Origin of the sequence: Actinoallomurus sp. CA-150999 (genome assembly GCF_050942425.1) — a bacterium.
Lineage (GTDB): Bacteria > Actinomycetota > Actinomycetes > Streptosporangiales > Streptosporangiaceae > Actinoallomurus.
On the sequence record NZ_CP192063.1, the window covers coordinates 7661993 to 7681439 of the forward strand.

Consider the following 19447-nt stretch of genomic DNA (forward strand, 5'->3'; position numbering starts at 1 on the left):
GCCACCGGCGGACGGCCGCTTTCGGTCGTGCGGACGGGGTGACCTCGGGGGCCACCCCGCCCGCGCCCATCAGTGGTTGACCTCGAACCAGGGGTTCGCCCAGCCGAGGTAGTGCTGCCCCCACCTGCCGGTGATCTCGTCGATGCTGCTGCGGGTGAAGGTTCCGGGTCCGTGGATGTCGGTGGAGATGATCCCCTGCCCGCCGGTGGAGATGGCCACGTGACCGTGGCTGCCGCCGGAGAAGAACACCAGCGCGCCGCCGGGGACGTCGCGGTCGTCGGCGTGCTTGTACCGGGCGGGAATGGCGCGCCAGTGGGCGATGGCGTCGGCGGATCCACTGTGGTCGAACCCGTACGCCAGCGCCATGACGTGGTCGCAGCGGTTGCGGTAGTCGGGGTTGCCGGCGGTCGACACGTGCTGCTGAGCCCAGGCGAGCGCCCCCTCGCACGAACGCCCGTCGTCCAGGCCCGGCGCGTCGCACGACGGAGTCAGCGCCGCGACGACCGATGCGGCGTACGCGGTCGCCGGGGTGGCCGCCGGCAGTGCCGGGAACGCGAGCGTCCCGGCGGCCATGGCGACCGGGATGGCGAGTTTGAGCTTCACGAGCGTTTCCTCCTCGAGGACAGGCCCCCTTGTCGGCGGGGGCCGTTCGGTTCGTTCGGTTCGCGGTGAACCGGCCCCGATTCAGCCCTGGCCCGTGGGTGTCCGCCGAGTGACCGCTGTTCGGGCGAACGGTGTCCGTCCTTCTCAACGACGCTTTACCCTGTGTTCGGACACTGTCCGAGTCCGAATGACCACGAAGGGTGAGAGTGGATGGGTGAGGCGCAGACCAGGCTCCCGGACCAGCTGCGGCGGCTGCACGAGGCGGCCGGACGGCCGTCCTACCGCCGGCTGGTGGACCTGGCCCGGCAGCAGCGGCCACCGGTCAAGCTGGCCGCGGCGACCTTGTCGGAGTGGATGTCGGGCAAGGCCGTGCCGAGCGACCCCGCCGTGTTCCGGTTCCTGGTCGAGACCCTGGAAGAGCGGGCACTGCGGCGGGGGCCGGTTCCGACGCGCCGCCCCCAGGACTGGCGGGTGTGGGAGCGGTGGCGACAGGAGGCGATGGCCGCGCGCACCGCCGCCCCGGCCGCGGTCACCACCACAACACCCGCCGCCCAGGCCGCGGTCACCACCGCCCCCGTCGCTCCGCCGCCGGTGGCCGAGGTCACCACCCTGCCGGTCGTCCCGCCGCCGGTGGCCGAGACGGCTCCGCGACGGCGGCCGTACTGGGTCGCCGCCGGTGTCACGGCCGGCGCGGCGGCGATCGCCGGCACGGTCCTGCTGATGGGCCGTCTACCGGCCACGGCCCATCAGGCGGCGCCCGTTCCCGACCCCGCCCCCACGGTCATCGCCGCCGACGGCACGGCCCGGGCCGCCGAGCGCCTGCCCGGGCCCGCCACCTGGTACGTCGCCCACGACGTTTCCGGGCCGGACGCCTGCCCCGCGACCTGGGCCTGCTTCTACCAGAACGAGGACTTCAACCGCCGATCAGCGGGCTGGATGATCCTCGCCCAAGACCCCAACGGCAGCGACGGCGACTCCTATGACTTCACCCCGCCCTACGACAAGGCGATGAGCTCCTGGATCAACAACACGCCCCTCGACATCGCCTGGCACGCCGAACACCACCACCACGGCCCGTTCTTCCGCATGGACCCCGGAACCCGCGCCGCCCGCCTCGGCCCGGCCGCCCGCACCGCCTCCTCCGTCCACATCCTCACCGACGACAAGGCCTGGCCACGAGGAACCAAGCCCTGACGGTCAGGCCGATGATCCAGGAGGCGTCGGCACCGCCTTGTCTTGATCTTCGGTTTCCGCCGCGTGGCCGGAGCCGTCGTCAGGCCCACCGCCTCACGCGGAACGGATCACCTGGGCGGCGTCGGCGTCGCGGGTGACGAGGGTGGCGTACCGGCCGCCGAGGGCGAGCAACTCCTCGTGGGTGCCGCGCTCGGCGATCCGGCCGCGGTCGAGGACCACGATCTCGTCGGCGTCCCTGATGGTCGAGAGCCGGTGCGCGATGGTGATCGTGGTGCGCCCGGCCGACAGCGCGTCGATCGCCTGCTGCACGGCCTGCTCGGTCTGGGTGTCGAGGGCGCTGGTGGCCTCGTCGAGGACGAGGATGGGCGGGTCGCGCAGGACGGCGCGTGCGATGGCGAGGCGTTGTTTCTCTCCGCCGGAGAATCGGTATCCCCGCTCCCCGACCAGCGTGTCGTAGCCGTCGGGCAGCGCGGCGATGTGCTCGTGGATCTGTGCGACCTCGGCCGCCGCGACGATCTCCTCATCGGTCGCGTCCGGCTTGGCGAATCGCAGATTCGCCGCCACAGAGGCGTGGAAGAGATAGGTCTCCTGTGAGACGACGCCCACCGCCGCGGTAAGGGTGTCGAAGGACAGGTCGCGCACGTCACGGCCGTCGATGGTCACGCTGCCCGAGGTCACGTCGTACAGGCGCGGGACCAGGTAACCGAGGGTCGTCTTCCCGGACCCCGTCTCGCCGACGATCGCGAGGGTGCTCCCGGCCGGGACGGTGATGTCGATGTCGCGCAGCGTCTCCCGCTCGGCCTCCGCGTAGCGGAAGCCGACGTCGCACAGCCGCACGTCGCCGCGGACCTCGTCCACGCGCACGGGGTGTCGTGGTTCGGCGATGTCGACGGGCAGGTCGAGGTACTCGAAGATGCGGCCGAACAACTCGAGTGAGCTCTGCAGGTCCACGCCGACCTGGAGCAGCTGCACCGTGGGCCGGAACAGACTCTGTTGCAGGGTCGTGAAGGCCACCAGCGTCCCGATGGAGATCAGCATGTGGCCGTTCCGCCCGGTGAGGCCGGCCGCCCAGTAGATGACCGCGGGCATGGAGGACATGACGATCTGAATGATGGACTGCCGCCACCGGCCCGCCATGTTCGCGCGCACCTCGAGATCGGACAGCACGGCGGATTCGGCCGCGAAGGAGTCGCTGAGCGCCCGCGAGCGGCCCATCGTGTGCCCGAGCAGGATGCCGCTGACCGACAGGGACTCCTGGACGATCGAGGCCAGCGTGGCGAGCTGCCGCTGCCGCCGGCCGGTGATGCGGCGGCGCTCCTTGCCCACCCGGCGGCTCACGAACAACGAACACCGGCATCATGACCAGCGAGACGATCGTCAGCCGCCAGTCCAGGACCACCATGGCGATGACGGTCGCGACGACGGTCGTGAGGTTGGACACCAGCGTGGTCGCGGTCGTGGTCACCGTCGCCTGCATGCCGCCGATGTCGTTGGCGATGCGCGACTGGACCTCGCCGGTGCGCGTACGCGTGAAGAAGGCCAGGGACATGCGCTGTAGGTGCGCGTACACACCGGTGCGCAGGTCATGCATGACCCGCTGGCCCACCTTCGTCGACACATACGCCTGCGAGACGCTGAACGAGCTGTTCGCCACCGAAATGACGATCATGCCGATGGCCAGGACGGCCAGCAGCCCGACGCGTTGCCTCGGCAGGGCGACGTCGATCACCTGGCGGATCAGGAACGGGTTGACCAGCGAGACCAGCGACGACGTGAGGACGAGCAGGCCGACGAAGGCCAGGCTCCACCGGTAGGGCCGGAACAGGCGTACGACCCGCCGGAGCGGAACGCGTGCCGGCGGGCCCGTCTCCGCGGTGGGCGGGCTCGGATCCTCGCCGCCGTCCGCCGCAGGCCCTTCGCGCGCCGCCCGGGGCTCAGGGCCGTCGAGGCCGGACGGCTCGGGGAGCGGCAGGCCGTGCTTGCGTACGGGGACATTCACGGGCGCCTCCACGGCACGGTCGAGGGCAATGCCGACCAAAACAGAGTAACACTCACAATGAGCTTAACTCGGTTTGAGTTTGGTCCTGCTACGATCGAGCCATGGATCAAGAGGAGGCGTCGGCGCAGCTGGCCGACCTGCTCCAGCGCCTGACCAAGCGCCTGCGGCGGGCCCAGCTGTCCCGGCTCGCCCCACTCGGCCTCACTCCGGCCCAGGAGCGTGCGCTACGGGTGATCACCCGTAGCGAGGAGCCGCCGCGGATGACGGAGCTGGCCGAGCGGCTCGGCGTCGTTCCCCGCTCGGTCACCACCGTGGTCGACGCGCTCGAGCAGGCCGGGCTGGTCCATCGTGCCGTCGATCCGGAGAACCGGCGTGCCATCCGCCTTCACCTCACCGAGATGGGCCTCGCGGTCCGCGAAGGGATGCGCGAGGCCCGGCGGCAGGCCAGCGAGGACCTGTTCGCGCCGCTCTCCGACAGCGATCGCCGACGCCTGATCGAGCTGCTGTCCGTCGTGGACCAGGCCGCCCCCGCCGCGCCCGCCGGTCAGGCCTCGCCCGCGCTGACCCGATGACGACGCCCCGGCCGGCGACGCGCTGTCAGGTGGCGTCGCCGGTGCGGCGGGCCACCGGGCGCATCCAGACGTAGTAGAGCACCGAGGCCACGACCAGGCCGATGATCCACGAGACGTCCGCGCCGCCGAGGTGCTTGACGAACGGGCCGGTGTAGAAGGTGGAGCTGACGAACGGCACCTCGACCGCGACGCCGATGACGTACGCGCCGATGGTCCGCCAGTTCACCCCGCCGTACACGCCGTCCGGGCGGAAGATCGCGTCGATGTCGTACCGCTCCTTGCGGACGAAGTAGAAATCGACGAGGTTGATCGCCGTCCACGGGATCAGGAAGTACGCCAGGAACAGGATGAAGTTCTCGAAGTTGTGCAGGAAGTCGGCGCTCGCCGCGAGCGCGACGACCGTGCCGACGACGGCGGCCACGACGATGAAGCCGAGCCGCACGCCGCCGTCCATCCGCATCGGGCGCAGCGCCGTCAGGGTCGTCGTCGCGGACATGAACATCCCGTAGAGGTTCAGCACGTTCACGGCGACGATGCCCAGCACGATGATCAGCGAGAACGCCCAGTGCGGATCCGCCAGGCCGACCACGAACGACACCGAACCGCCCTCGAACGACTTGGCCGCCACGGCGGCGCAGACGCTGCCGAACGCCATCATCCACACGGTGCCGATCACGCTTCCGGCGTAGGTCCACCAGAACGCCGCGCGCACCGAGGTCGTCTCCGGAAGGTAGCGGGAGTAGTCGGCGACGTACGGCGCGAACGTGATCTGCCAGGTCGCGGCGATCGCCATGACCAGCAGGAACGTCCCCGCACCGACGTGGCCGGAGTGCCACACCCGGCCCACGTGGTGCCCGGTCAGCAGTCGATAGGTCAGGTACAGGAACCCGACCGCCGCGATCAGACTGATCCACCGCTCGTACTGGTGGATCAGCCGGTACCCGTACGCGGCGAGCACGGTGCAGATCGCCGAGACGACGATCGTGGCCGGGGTCCGGCCGATGCCCCACCAGCCGGCGAGCGCCGAACCGCCGAGCACCGCGCTGGTCGCGAAGAAGCCGACGTACATCAGCACGACGAGCAGCAGAGGCACGATCGCGCCGTAGAACCCGAACTGCGCACGGCTCTGGATCATCTGCGGAATGCCGAGTTTCGGTCCCTGCGCCGAGTGCAGCGCCATGAAGATCGCGCCGAGCAGGTTGCCGAGGGTCAGGGCGACGATCGCCCAGGGCAGCGGCAGCCCCAGGATCACTCCGAGCGCGCCCGTGACCGCGGTGGTCACCTGCATGTTCGCCCCGAACCACACGGTGAACAGGCTCCGCACCGACCCGTGCCGCTCCTCGGGCGGGACGAAGTCGATGGATCGCCGCTCGACCCCGAGCGCACCGCCCTCCGGCGGCCCTCCGGCGGCTCGTGCGCCTCCGCTGACCTCCTGTTTTGCCATGTGCGCACCTTCATGCCCCACGCGGCGCCCCGGCAAGAACCCTTTCGCATGAAACGTCTGACATCCGAGACCCGGGCGGCCCGGCCCATCAGGGGCGCCTCCTGATCGCCGGGCGGGCGGAGTGTGGTCACCCCGCCCGACCATCTCCCCGGCGCTCATTCCCGAACGGGAGAATTCGCGATCAGCCCACCGCCGCGGCGTCGAGGGCGATCAACCCGGCCTGCCGTGGCCGGGCGAGGCCGAGGCGGTAGGCGAGTATCACCAACTGCACGCGGTTGCGCAGCCCGACTTTCGCGAGCGTGCTGCGCACATGGGACTTGACCGTGCTCTCGCTGACCGAGAGCGTTTCGGATATTTCTGAATTGCTGAGGCCACGTGCCACGAGATCGAGCACGTCGCGCTCTCGAGCCGTCAGTCCCGCCAACTTCGCCTTGACCGCCGTGTCGTCCAGGTCGATCATGGTGTTCTGAAAAGCGGTGCAGGACGTTCCGGCCGGGGCCATCAGAACGTATCCCGCCGCGACCATATGTAGCGCGGCGACCAGATCTTCAGAACTTGAATTCTTAAGCAGGAGCGCCCGGACGCCGTTCCGGAATGCCTCGATGAGGCGGATGTCCGGCGTGTCCGCGAGCAGCATGACCCCCGGCACGTCCGCCCCGAATTCGTCGGCCATGGCGGCCGCCAGCTCGACGGCGTCGATCTGGTAGGACAGCGCGTCGATCACCACGACCTCCGGACGCAGGGCCTTCGTAAGCCTGAGCGCCTCCTCAGCCTCGCAAGCCTCACCGACCACTGTGACATCACGCTCTCCCATCAAGATCGATCGCAGGCCGGCCAGCGAGAGCGGCCGGTCGTCCACCAACAAGACCCGCGGCATTATCCCCTCCGACACTCGGGCCCCCGTATTGCCAGCCATGGGACTGGGCCTGATGTCAGAAAACATAGCCACGGAGGCACTGTCAATGGATCGTTACATCCTCGGGCCCGGACTTCACGGCGAGTCAGATCCCTGACGGTGAGTCACCATATGCCCGCCCTCCAGCGGCTTTCGAGATACTACAGAGCGTCGAATAGGCACGGTACGTGCAATTGATGTTACGGCCCGAAGTCCTGTAACACGCACGTCATCCAATCGCCCTGGTAAAAATTACGTGACCGACGTCCGGCGACACGGCGTAGTCGATCATAGTTACGGCGAGTAATGATCGAGACTACTCCGAAAGTACTACCTCTCGCCAAAAAGGATACGGCCTACAATCCGCATTTCGACGGAGGTATTAATTGTTTGATTTACGTAGGCTAATCGCGTTTAAGGTCACCGCGCACGTCCGTCATGCCCCGACCGGCTCCGTACGGGCCGAGACCGGCTCCCTCATGACACGTGGGCGGAGAGCCACCCACGTACAGCGGAAGGGACATCAGAGTGGACGTCCGAAGCATGACGCGGAGAACGCCGACCGACGCCGAGAACGTACGGTTCACGTTCGGGCTGCGGATCCCGACCGAGGACGGCCAGTTCCTCAGCGGGATCGCCTACCTGCCCAAGAAGGCCGAGCCGGTCCCGGCCATCGTGGAGCTCAATCCCTACGTCGGCGACTCCCGGCACGACGACGGTGTGTTCTACGCGGCGCGGGGGTTCGCCTTCGTCGTCGTCGACGCGATGGGGCGCGGCGACTCCGAGGGAGAGTACTTCGGCTTCATCCGCGACGGCCAGGACGGTTTCGACGTCATCGAGTGGGTCGCCCAGCAGGCGTGGTGCGACGGCCAGGTGGGCATGCACGGTTCGTCCTACACCGGCTGGAACCAGTGGCGGGTACTGGGCGAGCTGCCTCCGTCCCTGAAGACGATCGTGCCGGCCGGCGCTCCGATGGGCGCCCTCGACCAGCCCCGAGGCGGGATCCCGTCGCTGTACGGCCTCGTGTACGCCACCGCGACGCTCGGCCGCGCACCGCACTGGTCGGCGTTCCGCGAGACCGGCGCATGGCACGACCTGCTGGCCGACGCCTGGCGCAAGAACGAGTCCGAGGCGGCCATCCGCGAGCAGCTCGGCTTCCCCTCGGACCCCTACGAGGGCATGGAGGACCAGATCTACCCGGGCAACCCGTGGATGGAGTTCCTCATCCCCTCCGAGGAGGCCCTGCGCGGCGCCGACGTGTCCGTACTGTCGATCACCGGCATGTACGACGACTCGCAGCTCGGCGCGCTGTACCACCACCAGCGGCTGCTCGACCACGCGAGTGAGAGCACCAAGGCGCGCTCCCACCTGCTCATCGGGCCGTGGGACCACTACGGCACCGAGACCGGCGAGCCCCGCGTCGGCGAGCTGCGGTTCGGCCCGGAGGCCGCGGTGGACCTGAAGGAGCTGCGCGCCCAGTGGTACGCCTGGGCGATGAAGGGCGGCGAGAAGCCGGCCCTGCTGACCGACCCCGTCGTCTACTTCCAGACCGGTGACGAGGAGTGGCGCGGCGGCGCCTCCCTGGACGACGTCGCGGGGCCGAGCCGGGCGTACTTCCTCGTGCCGGGCACCGGCTCCGGGGAGGTCTTCCACTCGGGAGCGCTGCGCGACGAGCCGGAGGCCGGCCCGGACTACACCTTCACGGCGGACCCGGCGGACGATCACACGATCCGGCTGGAGATGCTGAAGCGGCCGGACGAGCACCGCGACGTCCCGACCGTCCCCCGCACCTTCAACAGCCTGTTCCTCACCTCCTCTGGCCACGACCCGACCAACGCCGTCTTCACCACCGACCTCGGCCACGACGGCGTCGTCTACCACACGGCGCCGCTGACGGAGCGCGTACGGGTAGTCGGGCGGCCGCGGCTGAGCCTGCGGCTCACCCTGAACGTGCCGGACGCCGACCTGATGGTGCTCCTGCACGAGGTACGCGGCGACGGCACCGTGGTGTTCCTGTCCTCGGACCTGCTGCGGCTGCGCTTCCGCGCCCTGCCGGAACAGCCCGTCTTCATCGAGCCCGAAGAGCCCTTCGACCTGGACCTGAACGGCTTCCGCTTCATCACGCGCACGCTGGCCGAAGGGTCGCGGCTGCGCCTGACGGTCCGCAACGCCCACTCCGTGCTGCTCGGCAAGAACCCGCACACGGGCAAACCGGCCGGGCTGGAGGAGCCCCGGGTGGCGCACTACCAGGTGCACCACGACGCCGCGCAGGCGCCGCGCCTGGAGCTCCCCATCGCCTGAGTCCGCACGACGAAGAAGGCCCTTCCCCCTGGGGGGAAGGGCCTCGTTCGTGGGCCGGATCAGGTCCGCTGGAGAACGCGCCGGAGCACGCCGTCCAGCACGGCCTTCGGCTCGGCGACGGCGTCGGCCGAGCGCCAGGCGATGTAGCCGTCCGGGCGCAGCAGCACCGCGCCGCCCGGACGGACGCCGTACCGCTCCTGCCAGCGCCCCTCGACGTCCTGCAGGTCCGCGCCGACGCGGTGGGCGATGAGCGGGGCGGCGAGGTCCCCCGCCGCCTGGGTCCAGGCCGCCCCCTCGGGCCCGGCGAGGAGGACGAAGCCCGCGCCGGACAGGTCGATGGTGGACAGCCGCGCGCCGTCGCGTTCGAGGACGACGTGGGCGCCGCGGGTCCCCGGACGGCCGCTCGGCTCGCGGGGGTTCTCCGTCGGGAGGCCGTCGTCCGGCTCCTCGGCGAGGATGGCGCGCGAGCGGTACCGGTAGCCGATGGTGACGCCGATGTTGTCGGCCTTGACGTCGCGGGGGATGTCGGTCCGGTGCGGGGCCAGGCGTTCGAGGTAGTTGACGACCGTACGGGCGACGGTGACCTCGGCCACGGGCGCGCGCTCCTCCTCGTACGTGTCGAGGAGCCCGGGGCCGGCCTCGTTCTGCAGGACGGCCGCCAGCTTCCAGGCGAGGTCGTAGCCGTCCTGCATGGCGGTCTGGCCGCCGAGCCCGCCGGCCGGCGTCATCTGGTGCGCGGCGTCGCCGATGATGAAGATCCGCCCGTCCCGGAGGCGGTCGGCCACCCGGGAGGCCATCTCCCAGGGCAGGGTCTCCACGATCGTGGCCTCGAGGTTCCAGACGCCGAAGGCGGCGCGCACCCGCTGGAGGCACTTCTGCGCGTCGAATCCGTCCGGCGACTCCTTCACCGGGTCGTAGTCGAAGGAGACGCTCCCGCGCTCGGGGATGTGCGTGCCGATGTAGGAGCCGGTGAACTTGGGGTTGCGCAGGTAGTAGAGGGTCGCCTCCTTGCCCTTCATGAGCCGGGGCAGCGCGTCGGACTCGAAGGTGACGTTGATGTTGTGCGACAGCGTGCCCACGCCGTGGGTGCCGATGCCCAGGCCCTCGCGGATCGTGCTGCGGTGGCCGTCGGCGGCGATCAGGTAGTCCGCGCGGACGGTGGTCTCCGCGCCGGACGTACGGTCGCGGACGACCGCCGAGACGCCCTCCTCGTCCTGCCGGAAGGAGACCAGCTCGGTGCCGAACCGCACGTCCGCGCCGTGCTCCTTGGCGAACTTCAGCAGCACCGGCTCGATCTGGTCCTGTCCGGCGCTGCTCACCCGCACCGGCGTGATGCCGCCGTCGATGACGGCCTCGGCCTCCTCCGCGAGGTTCATCCGGTGGAACTCCGGCCCGGTGACGGTCGCGCCGATCACCATGGCGAAGTCCTCGATCGCCCACGGTCCCGCCTCGACGAGCGCGTCCTCCAGGCCGGGCACCGCGCGCATGAGCTCCATCGTCCGCTCGTTGACCCGGTGCGCGCGCGGGTGGAACGACGGCCCGGGGTGGCGTTCGACCAGGATCGGCTGGATCCCCCGCCAGGCGAGGAACAGCGCGGTCGTCAGACCGGACAGGCCGCCGCCCACGATCAGTACGGGCGCCCGTTCGTCACTCATGTCTCTCCTCAACCTCCATGTGGTCGGGCACGGCCGTTCTCCGCCGCGTCCTTGATCTTTTGAAGCGTCTGCCGCATGCCGTCGAGCCGCGCCTGCCGGCGGTCGCGGCCCAGCAGTCCGGTCGCCTCGACGATCCGGATCGGCAGCGGCGGCCGGCCGACGGGGGTGTTCCATTCGGTGACGCGAGTGCCGCCGTTCTGCGGCTCGAGCCGGTAGCCCCAGCGCATCCGCGACTCGTTCACCTCGAAGGCGAAACGGCTCGGCCGGTCGTACTCGATGACCTCGCAGTGGGTCGACCACCGCATGATCCCCTTGCGGTTCGCGCCGGTGAACCGGGCGCCGTGGCCGGGGTCTCCGGACCAGCGGCCGCCCTGGTTCTCCGGGCTCCACTCGCCGTAGCGGGTGATGTCGGCCACGAGCTCCCAGACGGCCTCCGGGCGCGCGTCGATCCAGATCGTCACCTCGTCCATGTCCCCTCCAGATCAGAGTAGAGATAGTTAGCAAAGTAACGATGTACGACCGCGTCCGGGCCCGTCAACGGGGGCCGCCGAGGATGGGCGTCCTCGCCCTGGACGGCCGGTTCGTCCCTCAGCCGAGTTCGTCCCCGGCCGCCGGTCTCAGCCCGGGATGGCGAGTTCCTCCCTGGCCACGGCTTCCGTCACCGGGCGCCCTCGGTCGTCGACGCCGCGAGTGAGGTAGCGCATCTCCGCCGGCGCGTCGGCCGCGAGCCACCGGGCCATGCCCTTCAGCTCGGGCCCGTCCGGGAACAGGAAGCGCCGCTCGGGCCGCTCGATGCCGATGCCGCGCAGCACCGCGTCGGAGCCGGTGACCCGCTGGAGCAGGTGCCGTCCCGCCTCGGCGGCCTCCCGCTCACCGCGGTCGACGCTCTCGCAGACGTCCACCATCTCGCGCCAGAGCGCGGCGTACCCGTGCAGATCCGGCATGAGCAGGCCCGGGTACGGGACGTCCTCCATCGCCTTCAGGACGTCGTCGTCGCCCGTACGCAGGAACCGCTCGATGTAGCGGTCGAACCTCAGGTTGATCGGCACCTCGGCGGCGCACCACACCCGGTAGACGGCGTTCCACAGCTCGTACCCGGTGAACCCGATGAACGAGCAGTTGACCAGCTCGTCGTTGTGCCGGATGAGCCCCTGCTGGAGCCGCTCGACGTACTCGAAGCGCTCGGCGGAGAAGTCATCGTCCTTCAGCGCCGCGAGCAGCCGCCACGTGAGGGAGTTGATCACCTCCATCGTGTTGGTGAGGCCCCGGGAGAACAACGGGTCGATGAAGCCGGCCGCGTGCGACATCAGGCACCAGCGGTGGCCGACGGTCCGCGTCGAGGTGTACTGCAGCCGGCCGGTGGACACCCAGGGCCGTACGGTCCGGGCGTCGGCGAAGATCCGCTCCACGGCCGGGAAGCGGCTCGCGTGCCGGTAGAAGTCCTCCTCGGGCGACATGTCGTCCGGCTTGGGGTACATCCGCTCGTCGAGGGTGAGACCGACGCTGACGAGGGGGTTCTTCGAGCGCGGGTCGTTGTTGAACGGGATGACCCAGAACCAGCCCCGGTCGAACATGTGGTGCATCGTGCCCTGCACCCACGGGATGGGCGGCATGTCCCGGCCTTCCATTGTCAGGCACTCGTCGGTGGGCCGGACGTCCAGCATGTGGGTGAACAGGGACCGGGAGTGGTGCTTGAGCGCCGACGGGTCGGCCCGCAGCCCCAGCTTCTCCGCGACCGGCGACCGGAAGCCGCTGGCGTCGACGAGATAGCGGCCCGTGTGGCGCTCGCCGCCCGGGCCGGTGATCGTGACCTCGTCCTCGCCCAGGTCGATGTCGGTCACCCGGAACCCCTGCCGCGCGACACAGCCGTACCCGATCGCCGTGTGGAAGAGGTAGGAGTCGCTGTCCTGACGGTGCAGATGGCTCGTCTGAAGGGCCTTCGACGGCGGGCTGAACTGGTTCGTCTCGGCCGGGTCCGGCTCCTCGCCCTCGTGGTGCAGCATGAAGCCGAAGTGCCGTTTCGTGCCGGACGTGGGACCGATCGCGTCGATGCAGTCCTCGTACGATGTGATCGCCTCCAGCTCCGGCACGCCGTACCTCGCGGCCAGCAGCCGCATCGCCTTGAGCGTGTACAGCGTGGTGGACTCCCCCACCGCGAACCTCGGGTGGACCCCGGCGTCGACGAGCAGCACGCTCGCGCCGTTCCGGGCGAGGACGGCTCCCAGCACCGAGCCGGCGATGCCCGACCCGAGGATGATGACGTCGTACGGGCCCCTGTCGCGGCTCCGCGCGTATGGCATGGTCTCCTCCGCAGAATTGGCGTTGATTCGTCTAAGCCCGGGCGCCGCTCCCGGCCATGCGCGACTCCGGCGTCCCGACCGGGACGGGCTCGTCGGCGGGGAGTGGGGCGTTCGGCAGGAGCGGGCCGGCCATCGCGGTGGTCACCAGCGCCATCAGGACCATCATCGTGAACATCCGCGGGTCGAGGACCCTGAGGCTCACCCCGGCGTTGAGGATGACCAGCTCGGTCAGGCCCCGCGTGTTCATCAGCAGGCCCAGGGTGCCGGCGTCGCGCCAGCGCATCCCCGACAGCAGGCCGGGCGTCGCCGCGCCCACCAGCTTGCCCGCGCAGGCCACCAGGACGATGCCCGCGAGCTCGAGGTAGCCGTATCCGGAGATGGCCCCGATGTCGACGCCCAGGCCGGTGACGATGAAGAAGACCGGCAGCAGGACCATGCTGATGTTGTCGAGCGGCTGCTTCACGCCGTCGCGCAGGACCTTCATCGGCTCGCGCGGCATGATGAACCCGAAGGCGAAGGCCCCGAAGATCGGGTGAATGCCGATCCACGTCGTGGCGTACGACGACAGGAACAGCCCGGCGACGATGAGGATGATCAGCCGGCGCGGCACCCGGTCATGGGCCCACCTGCGGACCACGGCGGCGAGCAGCGGGCGCACGACGACGACCATCACGCCCACGTAGAGCGCCGCCAGCAGCCCGATCTGCAGCAGGTCCCCCGGACCGCTCGCGGTGACGATCGCCGCGACCAGGGCGAGGAGGCACCACGCCAGCACGTCGTCCACGGCCGCGCTCGCCAGCGCGAGCGCCCCGACCGACGTCGCCATCATCCGGTGCTCGGCCAGGATCCGGGCCAGCACCGGGAACGCGGTGATCGACATCGCCGCACCCATGAACAGCGCGAACGCGACGAACGAGATGTGGTGACCGCCGAAGCGGGAATGGTGGGGATACAGCAACGTCGCCAGGCCGAAGCCCAGCGCGAAGGCCAGCACGATCGAGGTGAGCGACACCGCCGCGGCGGTGCGGCCGCGCCCCCGCAGCAGCTTCTTGTCGAACTCCCAGCCGATCCCGAACATGAAGACCAGCAGGCCGACCTGGGAGACCGCGGAGAGGAACGGCCGCGCGGCGACCGGGAACAGGCGATGGGTCAGGTCGCCGGGCAGCAGGCCGAGCAGGCTCGGGCCGAGCGCGATCCCGGCGACGATCTCTCCGACCACCGGCGGCTGCCGGAGGTACCGGGCCACCCTGCCGAGCACGCTCCCGGCGATCAGGACGATGGCGATATCGGCCATCACGGCCGCGACGATCAGGTCAGAGTGCTGAGCAAGGCTTTTCATTCAGGACCTCACTAGAGGGACGCCGGCGTGCGTGGCCGGGCCGGACGGGTATCCCTCGACCGGAGCCCGGCACTCCGCCCGTGCGGGCCGGCCGGCCCGCACGGGCCGGGACGAACTGGTCAGTCGGCGCGGGCGTAGGTCAGGGCGGGGTCGATCTGCGAGACGACCGCCCACCGGTCGAAGGCGTTGCGGTCCTCGACCACGCGGCCGTCCCGTACCTTCCAGATCACGATGCCGCTCGCCGTGACGACGCGGCCCGTGGGCGGCACTCCGCAGAACTCGCCGACGTGCCGGGCGTGCGTCGTGAAGTGGGTGACCACCAGATCGCCCTCGGCGACCTGGAGGTCGATGTGAACGCTCATGTCGGCGAAGGCCGCCCGCCGGTGCCGCACGCTGCGCTTCGGGCCGTCCGGCCCGACCCTTCGGCCGCGCAGCAGGAGGTCCGGGGCGAAGATCTGGTCGGCGACGTCCACGTTGCCCCCTTCCCAGCCCTCCCGGAACCAGCGGCGGGCGAGCTCCTTGTTCGCCTCCTGGACGTCCAGGCCGACGGACGCGTCCATCAGCTCGCCGGCCCGCGTACGCCCGGCGCACCCGCACCCGGGCGCCGCGGCATGCCCGCTCCCGGGCCGCCCGGTATGCCGGCGGGTGGGCCGCCCATCGGCCGGAAGCCTCGTACGTTGTGCTTGGTGGCGTGCGCCACCATCTCCTCCCACTCCGGGCGGCGGCCGTCGCGCAGCAGTTCGCTCAGCCCGATGAAGAAGTCCTCGACCCCGCCGGGCGTGACGATGACGAGCATCCGCGAGGGGGCGTCGGAGATGTTGCGGAACTGGTGGGCGACCCCGCGCGGCCCGTACGCGAGGGTGCCGGGCGTCGCGACGTGGAGCTCCCCGTCGACCCGGATCTCGTACTTGCCCTCGGTCACGAAGAAGGCCTCGTCCTCGGTGTCATGGATGTGCAGCGGCGGGCCGCCGTCCGGCGGCGTGGTGATCTCCATGAAGGTGTAGAGGCCGCCGGTGTCCTCCTTGCGGAGCAGGAAACGGCCCTGCTCGCCCATCCAGCGGACGGGGTCGACCTCGTCCCGGATCACCAGCTTCGCGGGCGCCAACGTCATTGGTCTGGCTCCTTGTCTACGTGAGGTCCGGGCGGCGGGACGACGGCCCGCCGCCCGGCCCGGGAGGTCAGGCGGGGTCGGGGATGACGCCCAGCTGGCGCATCATGGTCAGGTCGTCGCGGACGGCCCAGTGGTCGCTGATCCGGCCGTCGACGACGCGGATCATGTGCAGGTGCTTGACCGCGACCTCCTTGCCGGTGGCCGGCAGGCCCATGCCCATGAGCGGCCCCTTGTGCGTGCCGCGCATGACCAGCCGCAGCGACACGAGGTCGTCCTCGGCGATCGCCGCCTCGACCTCGTACCGGAGGTCGGGGAAGGTCTTGAGGACCTGGGCGGCGACCTCCAGGACGCGCTTGCTGCCCTGTGTGGCGCCGGGCGGCGCGTTGTGGTCGCGGTAGTCGGGGTGGAAGAGCTCGTCGAGCTTGTCGGCGTTCTCTCCCGTGAGCAGCGTCATCGCGGTCAGGACGATCTGCTTGTTCTTCTCGCTGAGGGCGGCGTCGACCACCATTCCTCCTTCGGTTGCCGGGAATCGCTGAGGGTCGAAAAGATCGCTGAGGATCAGAGGAGCTTCTTGCGGCGTACGGCGGAGGCGGCGAGTCCGCGCAGGGTGTCGCGGCCGAGCTCTTTGATCTCCGGCGGCGCCGCCGTGGTCGCCCAGCTCATGAAGTGGATCATCTGCCGCGGCGAGGGGAAGATGTACCGCTGGTCGCGGTCCTTCCAGCCGAACGGATGCGGGACGATGTCGGACTCCTGGATCATCGTGAAGATCCGGTCCGCGGCCGCGTCCCCGTCGAGCTCGCCGACCTCGTACTTCTCGCAGGCCTCGACGGTCGTGTCGATGATGCGCTTGAACTTGTCGCTCTCCGGCCACCACAGGCCGGTGTGCGGCGCCTTCTCGAGCTCCTTGAAGTGGTCGTCGTTGTCACCGTCGAGCCGGTAGCGCATCAGCGCGCGGGTGAGCCGCATGGTCGCCGGCGTCGTCGCGAATCCCCAGACCCGGAAGACGGCGTCCCACAGCTTGAAGTGCGAGAAGCCGATGAACGAGCAGTTGACGATGTCGTCGTGGTAGTCGAGCAGCCGCTGCTCGAGGTGCTCGACGAACTCGAACCGCTCGACCGAGAAGTCGTCGTCCTCCAGGGCGTCCAGCAGGCGCCAGGCAAGCGAGTTGATGACCTCGGCGGTGTTCGACAGGCCGCGCGAGAAGAGCGGGTCGATGAATCCCGCGGCATGCGCCATGAGGCACCAGCGGTAGCCGATCGAATTCTTCGAGGAATACTGCAGCCGGGGCGTCGACACCCATTCGCGCACCCGCCGCGCGTTCGTGAACTGACGCTTGACCGCCGGAAACCGGTCGAGCCAGTAATTGAACTCCTCTTCCGGAGTCATGTCTTCGGGCTTGGGATAGAGCCGTTCGTCGAAGGTCAGTCCGACGCTGCACAGCGGATTGCGTGAGAGCTTGTAATTGTCGAACGGGATGATCCAGAACCAGCCGCGCTCGAACATGTGGTGCATCGTGCCCTCGTGCCAGGGCACGGGCGGCCGCTCGGCCCTGGGGTGACCGCTCACGTCGTCGAACGGCGTGACGCCGATCATGTGGGTGAACATCGACCGTGAGTGGTGCTTCAGGCGGGACGGCTTCTCACGCAGGTCGAACTTCTCGGCCAGCGGCGAGCGGAACCCGCTGGCGTCGACGATGTACCGGGCCCGGAACCGCTCCCCGTTCTGGCCGACGACCGTGACGCCGTCGTCGTCGAAGTCGACCTCCATCGCGCGCCACTGCTGCCGCGTGTCGCAGCCGTACTTGGCCGCGATCCGGAACATGTACGCGTCGCTGTCCTGGCGGAACAGGTGGCTGGCCTCGGTCAGCGTCTTGGGGATGACGAACTGGTTCGACTCGCGCGGGTCCGGCTCCTCGCCGGGCCGGTGCACCATGAAGCCGAAGTGACGCTTGACCCCGAACGTGTTGCTGACCTGCTCGTTGATCGTCTTCACGTCGCAGAGCGCCGCGATCTCCGGTACGTCGTAGCGGACCGCGAGGATCTGCAGGAACGCGGCGAACTGCGGGATCATCGACTCGCCGACCGCGAACCTCGGGTGCGTGGCCGCGTCGACGAGGACGACCTTCCACCCCTTCCGGGCCAGGATCGCGCCCAGCATCGAGCCGGCGATGCCCGATCCGAGGATCACGACGTCGCACTCATGGGTCTTGGCGGACACCAGAGCTCATCTCCCTTCTGAGACTGTGTCGGAAATGGGGCGTCCGACCCGGCCGTAGGCGACGAGCATCGCGCCGCACATGAAGAAGAGGCCCTCCTCCTGGCGGCGGCGAAGGTCGTCGTCCCAGGCCTGCGCCTGCTCCGCGGAGATGACCCCTTCGGCCGCGAGCAGCTTGGCCGCGCGGCCGAGCCCCGTCATGGCGTCGGCGGCCTCGAGGGCGGTCATCACCACGGGGAGGACGGTCACCTGGACGTCCTTGACGCCCGCGGACCGGAGGAGCCGGGGTCCCTGCCGGGCGACCCACGGATTGGCGATGTAGTCGAACCAGCGCGCCAGGACGGTACGGGTCGTCTCCCGGTCCTCGGCGTCGGGCGCCCACATGCCGTGGTCGAGGTCCGCGACCAGCACCGTTCCGCCGGGCTTGGTCACGCGGACGAGCTCGGCCACGACGCGGGACGGGTCGGCCACGTGCTGCAGGACCCGCTCCGACCGGGCGCTGTCGAAGGTGTCGTCCGGGAACGCGGGCTCGTGGGCGTCCCCGACGACGAACTCGGCCGGCAGGCCGCGCTCGGCGGCCTGCTTGCGCGCCGCGTCGACCATCACCGTGCTGTTGTCCATCCCGACCACGTAGCCGTCGGGCCCCACGTGCTCGGCGACGGCGAGGACGTCCACGCCGGTGCCGCAGCCCACGTCCAGGATCCGCTGCCCGGGCCGAGGGTCGAGCAGCCGGTGCAGGGCGCGCTTGACGGCGGCCAGATCCGTGGCCATGCGTTCCAGGTATTCCGGAAAGGCGCCGCTGATAGAGGTCTTGTCGACGTCGTCGAATCCCGTTTCACGCCGCTCGAACTGATCGAAAATGGAGGTCATGGGCAGCTCCCGTTTCGGCATTGCCCATATCATGGCGAGCAGCGATTAATTCTTGATTAGGGAAGAAATAGGCGACCCTCGTCGCCGGTCGTCCGGCCAGGGCCGGGTCGCGGCCGGGTGGCCGGGGGGTAAGAATAGGTAGGTGTCGAAAGAGGTCCAGGTCAGCGCTCCGCGCACGCGCAACCGTTGGGGGGAAGGTGAGCGGCTGCGCGGGGAGATCCTCGCCGCGGCCAGCCGGTTGCTGTCCGAGCTCGACGGGGAGGACGGGCTGACCATCCGTGGCGTCGCCCGCGCCGCCGGTATCGCGCCGGCCAGCATCTACCAGCACTTCACCGATCGTGCCGCGCTCGTCGCGGGCCTCACCGACTACGAGTTCGCCCGGCTGCACACCGCGATGGAGGCAGCCGAGGATCGCGTGGACTCCGGCGACGCGGTGGGCCGCGTACGGGCGATGCTCCACGCCTCCTGCCGGTTCGCGATGGAGAACCCAGGGCACTACCGGCTGATGACGGCCAACGGGCCTCCCCCGACCGCGCCCGGCGTTCGGCAGGCCGGGCCACTGGTCGACGTGATCGACCTGCTCGTCGCCGGCTTCGCGCGCTGCGCCGAGGCCGGGGTCGCACTCCGGGTGCCCGCGGAGCGAGCCGCCGTGATCGCGTTCGTCGGCGCGCACGGTCGCGTGGCCCTCTTCCAGAACTCCGCCAAGCACACCGATGCGGACTCGGTGCTGTCGTTCGTCGACGAGTTCGTTTCACTCGTCTTCGCCTGAACCACGGCGCCTGCTCCCGATCGGGACGGTGGACAAGTTGTCCCAAGATTACTAACGTTTGTTCGGTAAGTATCCGAACAATCGTTCGGTGACTCTCCGCAGTCGGTCTGCGATGCCGGAGGTTCAGTCCGACGTGCCCCAGTGCCCGATGGTCCGAGGCCGTTGCCCGTTCGACCCGCCA

At 69.8% G+C, this 19447-nt stretch carries 17 protein-coding genes and 1 pseudogene; 4 read left to right on the top strand and 14 right to left on the bottom strand.

Going from position 1 to position 19447, the window contains the following annotated elements:
- Window positions 1-69: 69 nt before the first annotated feature.
- The gene (locus ACQP2O_RS35465) at window positions 70-603 is read right to left on the bottom strand and encodes a hypothetical protein (protein ID WP_433172836.1); all 534 of its coding nucleotides are present in this window, start codon (window positions 601-603) and stop codon (window positions 70-72) included.
- A 210-nt stretch (window positions 604-813) separates the two neighbouring features.
- Between ACQP2O_RS35465 and ACQP2O_RS35470 the strand changes: the two genes are divergently transcribed.
- The gene (locus tag ACQP2O_RS35470) at window positions 814-1797 is read left to right on the top strand and encodes a peptidase inhibitor family I36 protein (protein ID WP_433172838.1); all 984 of its coding nucleotides are present in this window, start codon (window positions 814-816) and stop codon (window positions 1795-1797) included.
- A 93-nt stretch (window positions 1798-1890) separates the two neighbouring features.
- Here the strand turns inward: ACQP2O_RS35470 and ACQP2O_RS35475 are convergent, their stop codons facing one another.
- Both ACQP2O_RS35475 and ACQP2O_RS35480 read right to left on the bottom strand, forming a co-directional pair.
- Complete coding sequence (locus ACQP2O_RS35475) at window positions 1891-3135, bottom strand: ABC transporter ATP-binding protein (RefSeq protein ID WP_433172839.1); 1245 nt, start codon at window positions 3133-3135, stop codon at window positions 1891-1893.
- A gap of 64 nt (window positions 3136-3199) precedes the next feature.
- Window positions 3200-3808, bottom strand: a pseudogene (locus ACQP2O_RS35480) (ABC transporter transmembrane domain-containing protein); the annotation flags it as partial.
- A gap of 89 nt (window positions 3809-3897) precedes the next feature.
- Between ACQP2O_RS35480 and ACQP2O_RS35485 the strand changes: the two are divergent.
- Window positions 3898-4368: a MarR family winged helix-turn-helix transcriptional regulator gene (locus ACQP2O_RS35485; RefSeq protein WP_433172841.1), complete on the top strand. Its 471-nt coding sequence runs from the start codon at window positions 3898-3900 to the stop codon at window positions 4366-4368.
- Between the two features lie 25 nt (window positions 4369-4393).
- On the opposite strand, the gene ACQP2O_RS35490 is transcribed toward ACQP2O_RS35485, so the two are convergent.
- The gene (locus ACQP2O_RS35490; RefSeq protein ID WP_433172843.1) at window positions 4394-5812 is read right to left on the bottom strand and encodes a purine-cytosine permease family protein; all 1419 of its coding nucleotides are present in this window, start codon (window positions 5810-5812) and stop codon (window positions 4394-4396) included.
- 181 nt (window positions 5813-5993) lie between these two features.
- A complete protein-coding gene (locus tag ACQP2O_RS35495) occupies window positions 5994-6689 on the bottom strand; it encodes a LuxR C-terminal-related transcriptional regulator (RefSeq protein ID WP_433172845.1) in 696 nt (231 codons plus the stop codon).
- Between the two features lie 561 nt (window positions 6690-7250).
- Between ACQP2O_RS35495 and ACQP2O_RS35500 the strand changes: the two genes are divergently transcribed.
- Window positions 7251-9008: a CocE/NonD family hydrolase gene (locus ACQP2O_RS35500; RefSeq protein WP_433172847.1), complete on the top strand. Its 1758-nt coding sequence runs from the start codon at window positions 7251-7253 to the stop codon at window positions 9006-9008.
- Between the two features lie 59 nt (window positions 9009-9067).
- On the opposite strand, the gene ACQP2O_RS35505 is transcribed toward ACQP2O_RS35500, so the two are convergent.
- The 9 genes from ACQP2O_RS35505 to ACQP2O_RS35545 form a co-directional block, all read right to left on the bottom strand.
- Window positions 9068-10663 (bottom strand): FAD-dependent monooxygenase, encoded by a 1596-nt coding sequence (locus ACQP2O_RS35505; protein WP_433172850.1) that lies wholly within the window; start codon window positions 10661-10663, stop codon window positions 9068-9070.
- An 8-nt stretch (window positions 10664-10671) separates the two neighbouring features.
- Window positions 10672-11133, bottom strand: coding sequence for an SRPBCC family protein (locus tag ACQP2O_RS35510; RefSeq protein WP_433172852.1), 462 nt, complete (start codon window positions 11131-11133; stop codon window positions 10672-10674).
- 147 nt (window positions 11134-11280) lie between these two features.
- Window positions 11281-12963: an NAD(P)/FAD-dependent oxidoreductase gene (locus ACQP2O_RS35515; RefSeq protein ID WP_433172854.1), complete on the bottom strand. Its 1683-nt coding sequence runs from the start codon at window positions 12961-12963 to the stop codon at window positions 11281-11283.
- A gap of 31 nt (window positions 12964-12994) precedes the next feature.
- Window positions 12995-14302, bottom strand: coding sequence for a cation:proton antiporter domain-containing protein (locus ACQP2O_RS35520; protein WP_433172856.1), 1308 nt, complete (start codon window positions 14300-14302; stop codon window positions 12995-12997).
- Between the two features lie 119 nt (window positions 14303-14421).
- On the bottom strand, window positions 14422-14862 hold the full coding sequence (locus ACQP2O_RS35525; RefSeq protein WP_433172858.1) for an ester cyclase: 441 nt from the start codon (window positions 14860-14862) through the stop codon (window positions 14422-14424).
- Window positions 14862-15413 carry a cupin domain-containing protein gene (locus ACQP2O_RS35530; RefSeq protein WP_433172860.1) on the bottom strand — a complete coding sequence of 184 codons (552 nt, stop codon included), beginning with the start codon at window positions 15411-15413 and terminating at the stop codon, window positions 14862-14864. Before ACQP2O_RS35530 ends, ACQP2O_RS35525 begins: the two co-directional genes overlap by 1 nt.
- Before the next feature lie 67 nt (window positions 15414-15480).
- Window positions 15481-15921: an ester cyclase gene (locus ACQP2O_RS35535; protein ID WP_433172862.1), complete on the bottom strand. Its 441-nt coding sequence runs from the start codon at window positions 15919-15921 to the stop codon at window positions 15481-15483.
- Window positions 15922-15971: 50 nt separating this feature from the next.
- Window positions 15972-17630, bottom strand: coding sequence for an NAD(P)/FAD-dependent oxidoreductase (locus ACQP2O_RS35540; protein ID WP_433172863.1), 1659 nt, complete (start codon window positions 17628-17630; stop codon window positions 15972-15974).
- A 6-nt stretch (window positions 17631-17636) separates the two neighbouring features.
- Window positions 17637-18518, bottom strand: coding sequence for a methyltransferase domain-containing protein (locus ACQP2O_RS35545; protein WP_433172865.1), 882 nt, complete (start codon window positions 18516-18518; stop codon window positions 17637-17639).
- Window positions 18519-18639: 121 nt separating this feature from the next.
- On the opposite strand from ACQP2O_RS35545, the gene ACQP2O_RS35550 reads away from it, so the two are divergent.
- Window positions 18640-19266 carry a TetR/AcrR family transcriptional regulator gene (locus ACQP2O_RS35550; protein WP_433172867.1) on the top strand — a complete coding sequence of 209 codons (627 nt, stop codon included), beginning with the start codon at window positions 18640-18642 and terminating at the stop codon, window positions 19264-19266.
- The last annotated feature ends 181 nt before the right edge of the window (window positions 19267-19447 follow it).

Excerpts from the sequence above, each read along its gene's own strand:
- ACQP2O_RS35470 (WP_433172838.1), top strand. The coding sequence starts at position 814 with ATGGGTGAGGCGCAGACCAGGCTCCCGGACCAGCTGCGGCGGCTGCAC.
- ACQP2O_RS35485 (WP_433172841.1), top strand. The coding sequence starts at position 3,898 with ATGGATCAAGAGGAGGCGTCGGCGCAGCTGGCCGACCTGCTCCAGCGC.
- ACQP2O_RS35490 (WP_433172843.1), bottom strand. The coding sequence starts at position 5,812 with ATGGCAAAACAGGAGGTCAGCGGAGGCGCACGAGCCGCCGGAGGGCCG.
- ACQP2O_RS35495 (WP_433172845.1), bottom strand. The coding sequence starts at position 6,689 with ATGCCGCGGGTCTTGTTGGTGGACGACCGGCCGCTCTCGCTGGCCGGC.
- ACQP2O_RS35500 (WP_433172847.1), top strand. The coding sequence starts at position 7,251 with ATGACGCGGAGAACGCCGACCGACGCCGAGAACGTACGGTTCACGTTC.
- ACQP2O_RS35505 (WP_433172850.1), bottom strand. The coding sequence starts at position 10,663 with ATGAGTGACGAACGGGCGCCCGTACTGATCGTGGGCGGCGGCCTGTCC.
- ACQP2O_RS35510 (WP_433172852.1), bottom strand. The coding sequence starts at position 11,133 with ATGGACGAGGTGACGATCTGGATCGACGCGCGCCCGGAGGCCGTCTGG.
- ACQP2O_RS35515 (WP_433172854.1), bottom strand. The coding sequence starts at position 12,963 with ATGCCATACGCGCGGAGCCGCGACAGGGGCCCGTACGACGTCATCATC.
- ACQP2O_RS35520 (WP_433172856.1), bottom strand. The coding sequence starts at position 14,302 with ATGAAAAGCCTTGCTCAGCACTCTGACCTGATCGTCGCGGCCGTGATG.
- ACQP2O_RS35525 (WP_433172858.1), bottom strand. The coding sequence starts at position 14,862 with ATGGACGCGTCCGTCGGCCTGGACGTCCAGGAGGCGAACAAGGAGCTC.
- ACQP2O_RS35530 (WP_433172860.1), bottom strand. The coding sequence starts at position 15,413 with ATGACGTTGGCGCCCGCGAAGCTGGTGATCCGGGACGAGGTCGACCCC.
- ACQP2O_RS35535 (WP_433172862.1), bottom strand. The coding sequence starts at position 15,921 with ATGGTGGTCGACGCCGCCCTCAGCGAGAAGAACAAGCAGATCGTCCTG.
- ACQP2O_RS35545 (WP_433172865.1), bottom strand. The coding sequence starts at position 18,518 with ATGCCGAAACGGGAGCTGCCCATGACCTCCATTTTCGATCAGTTCGAG.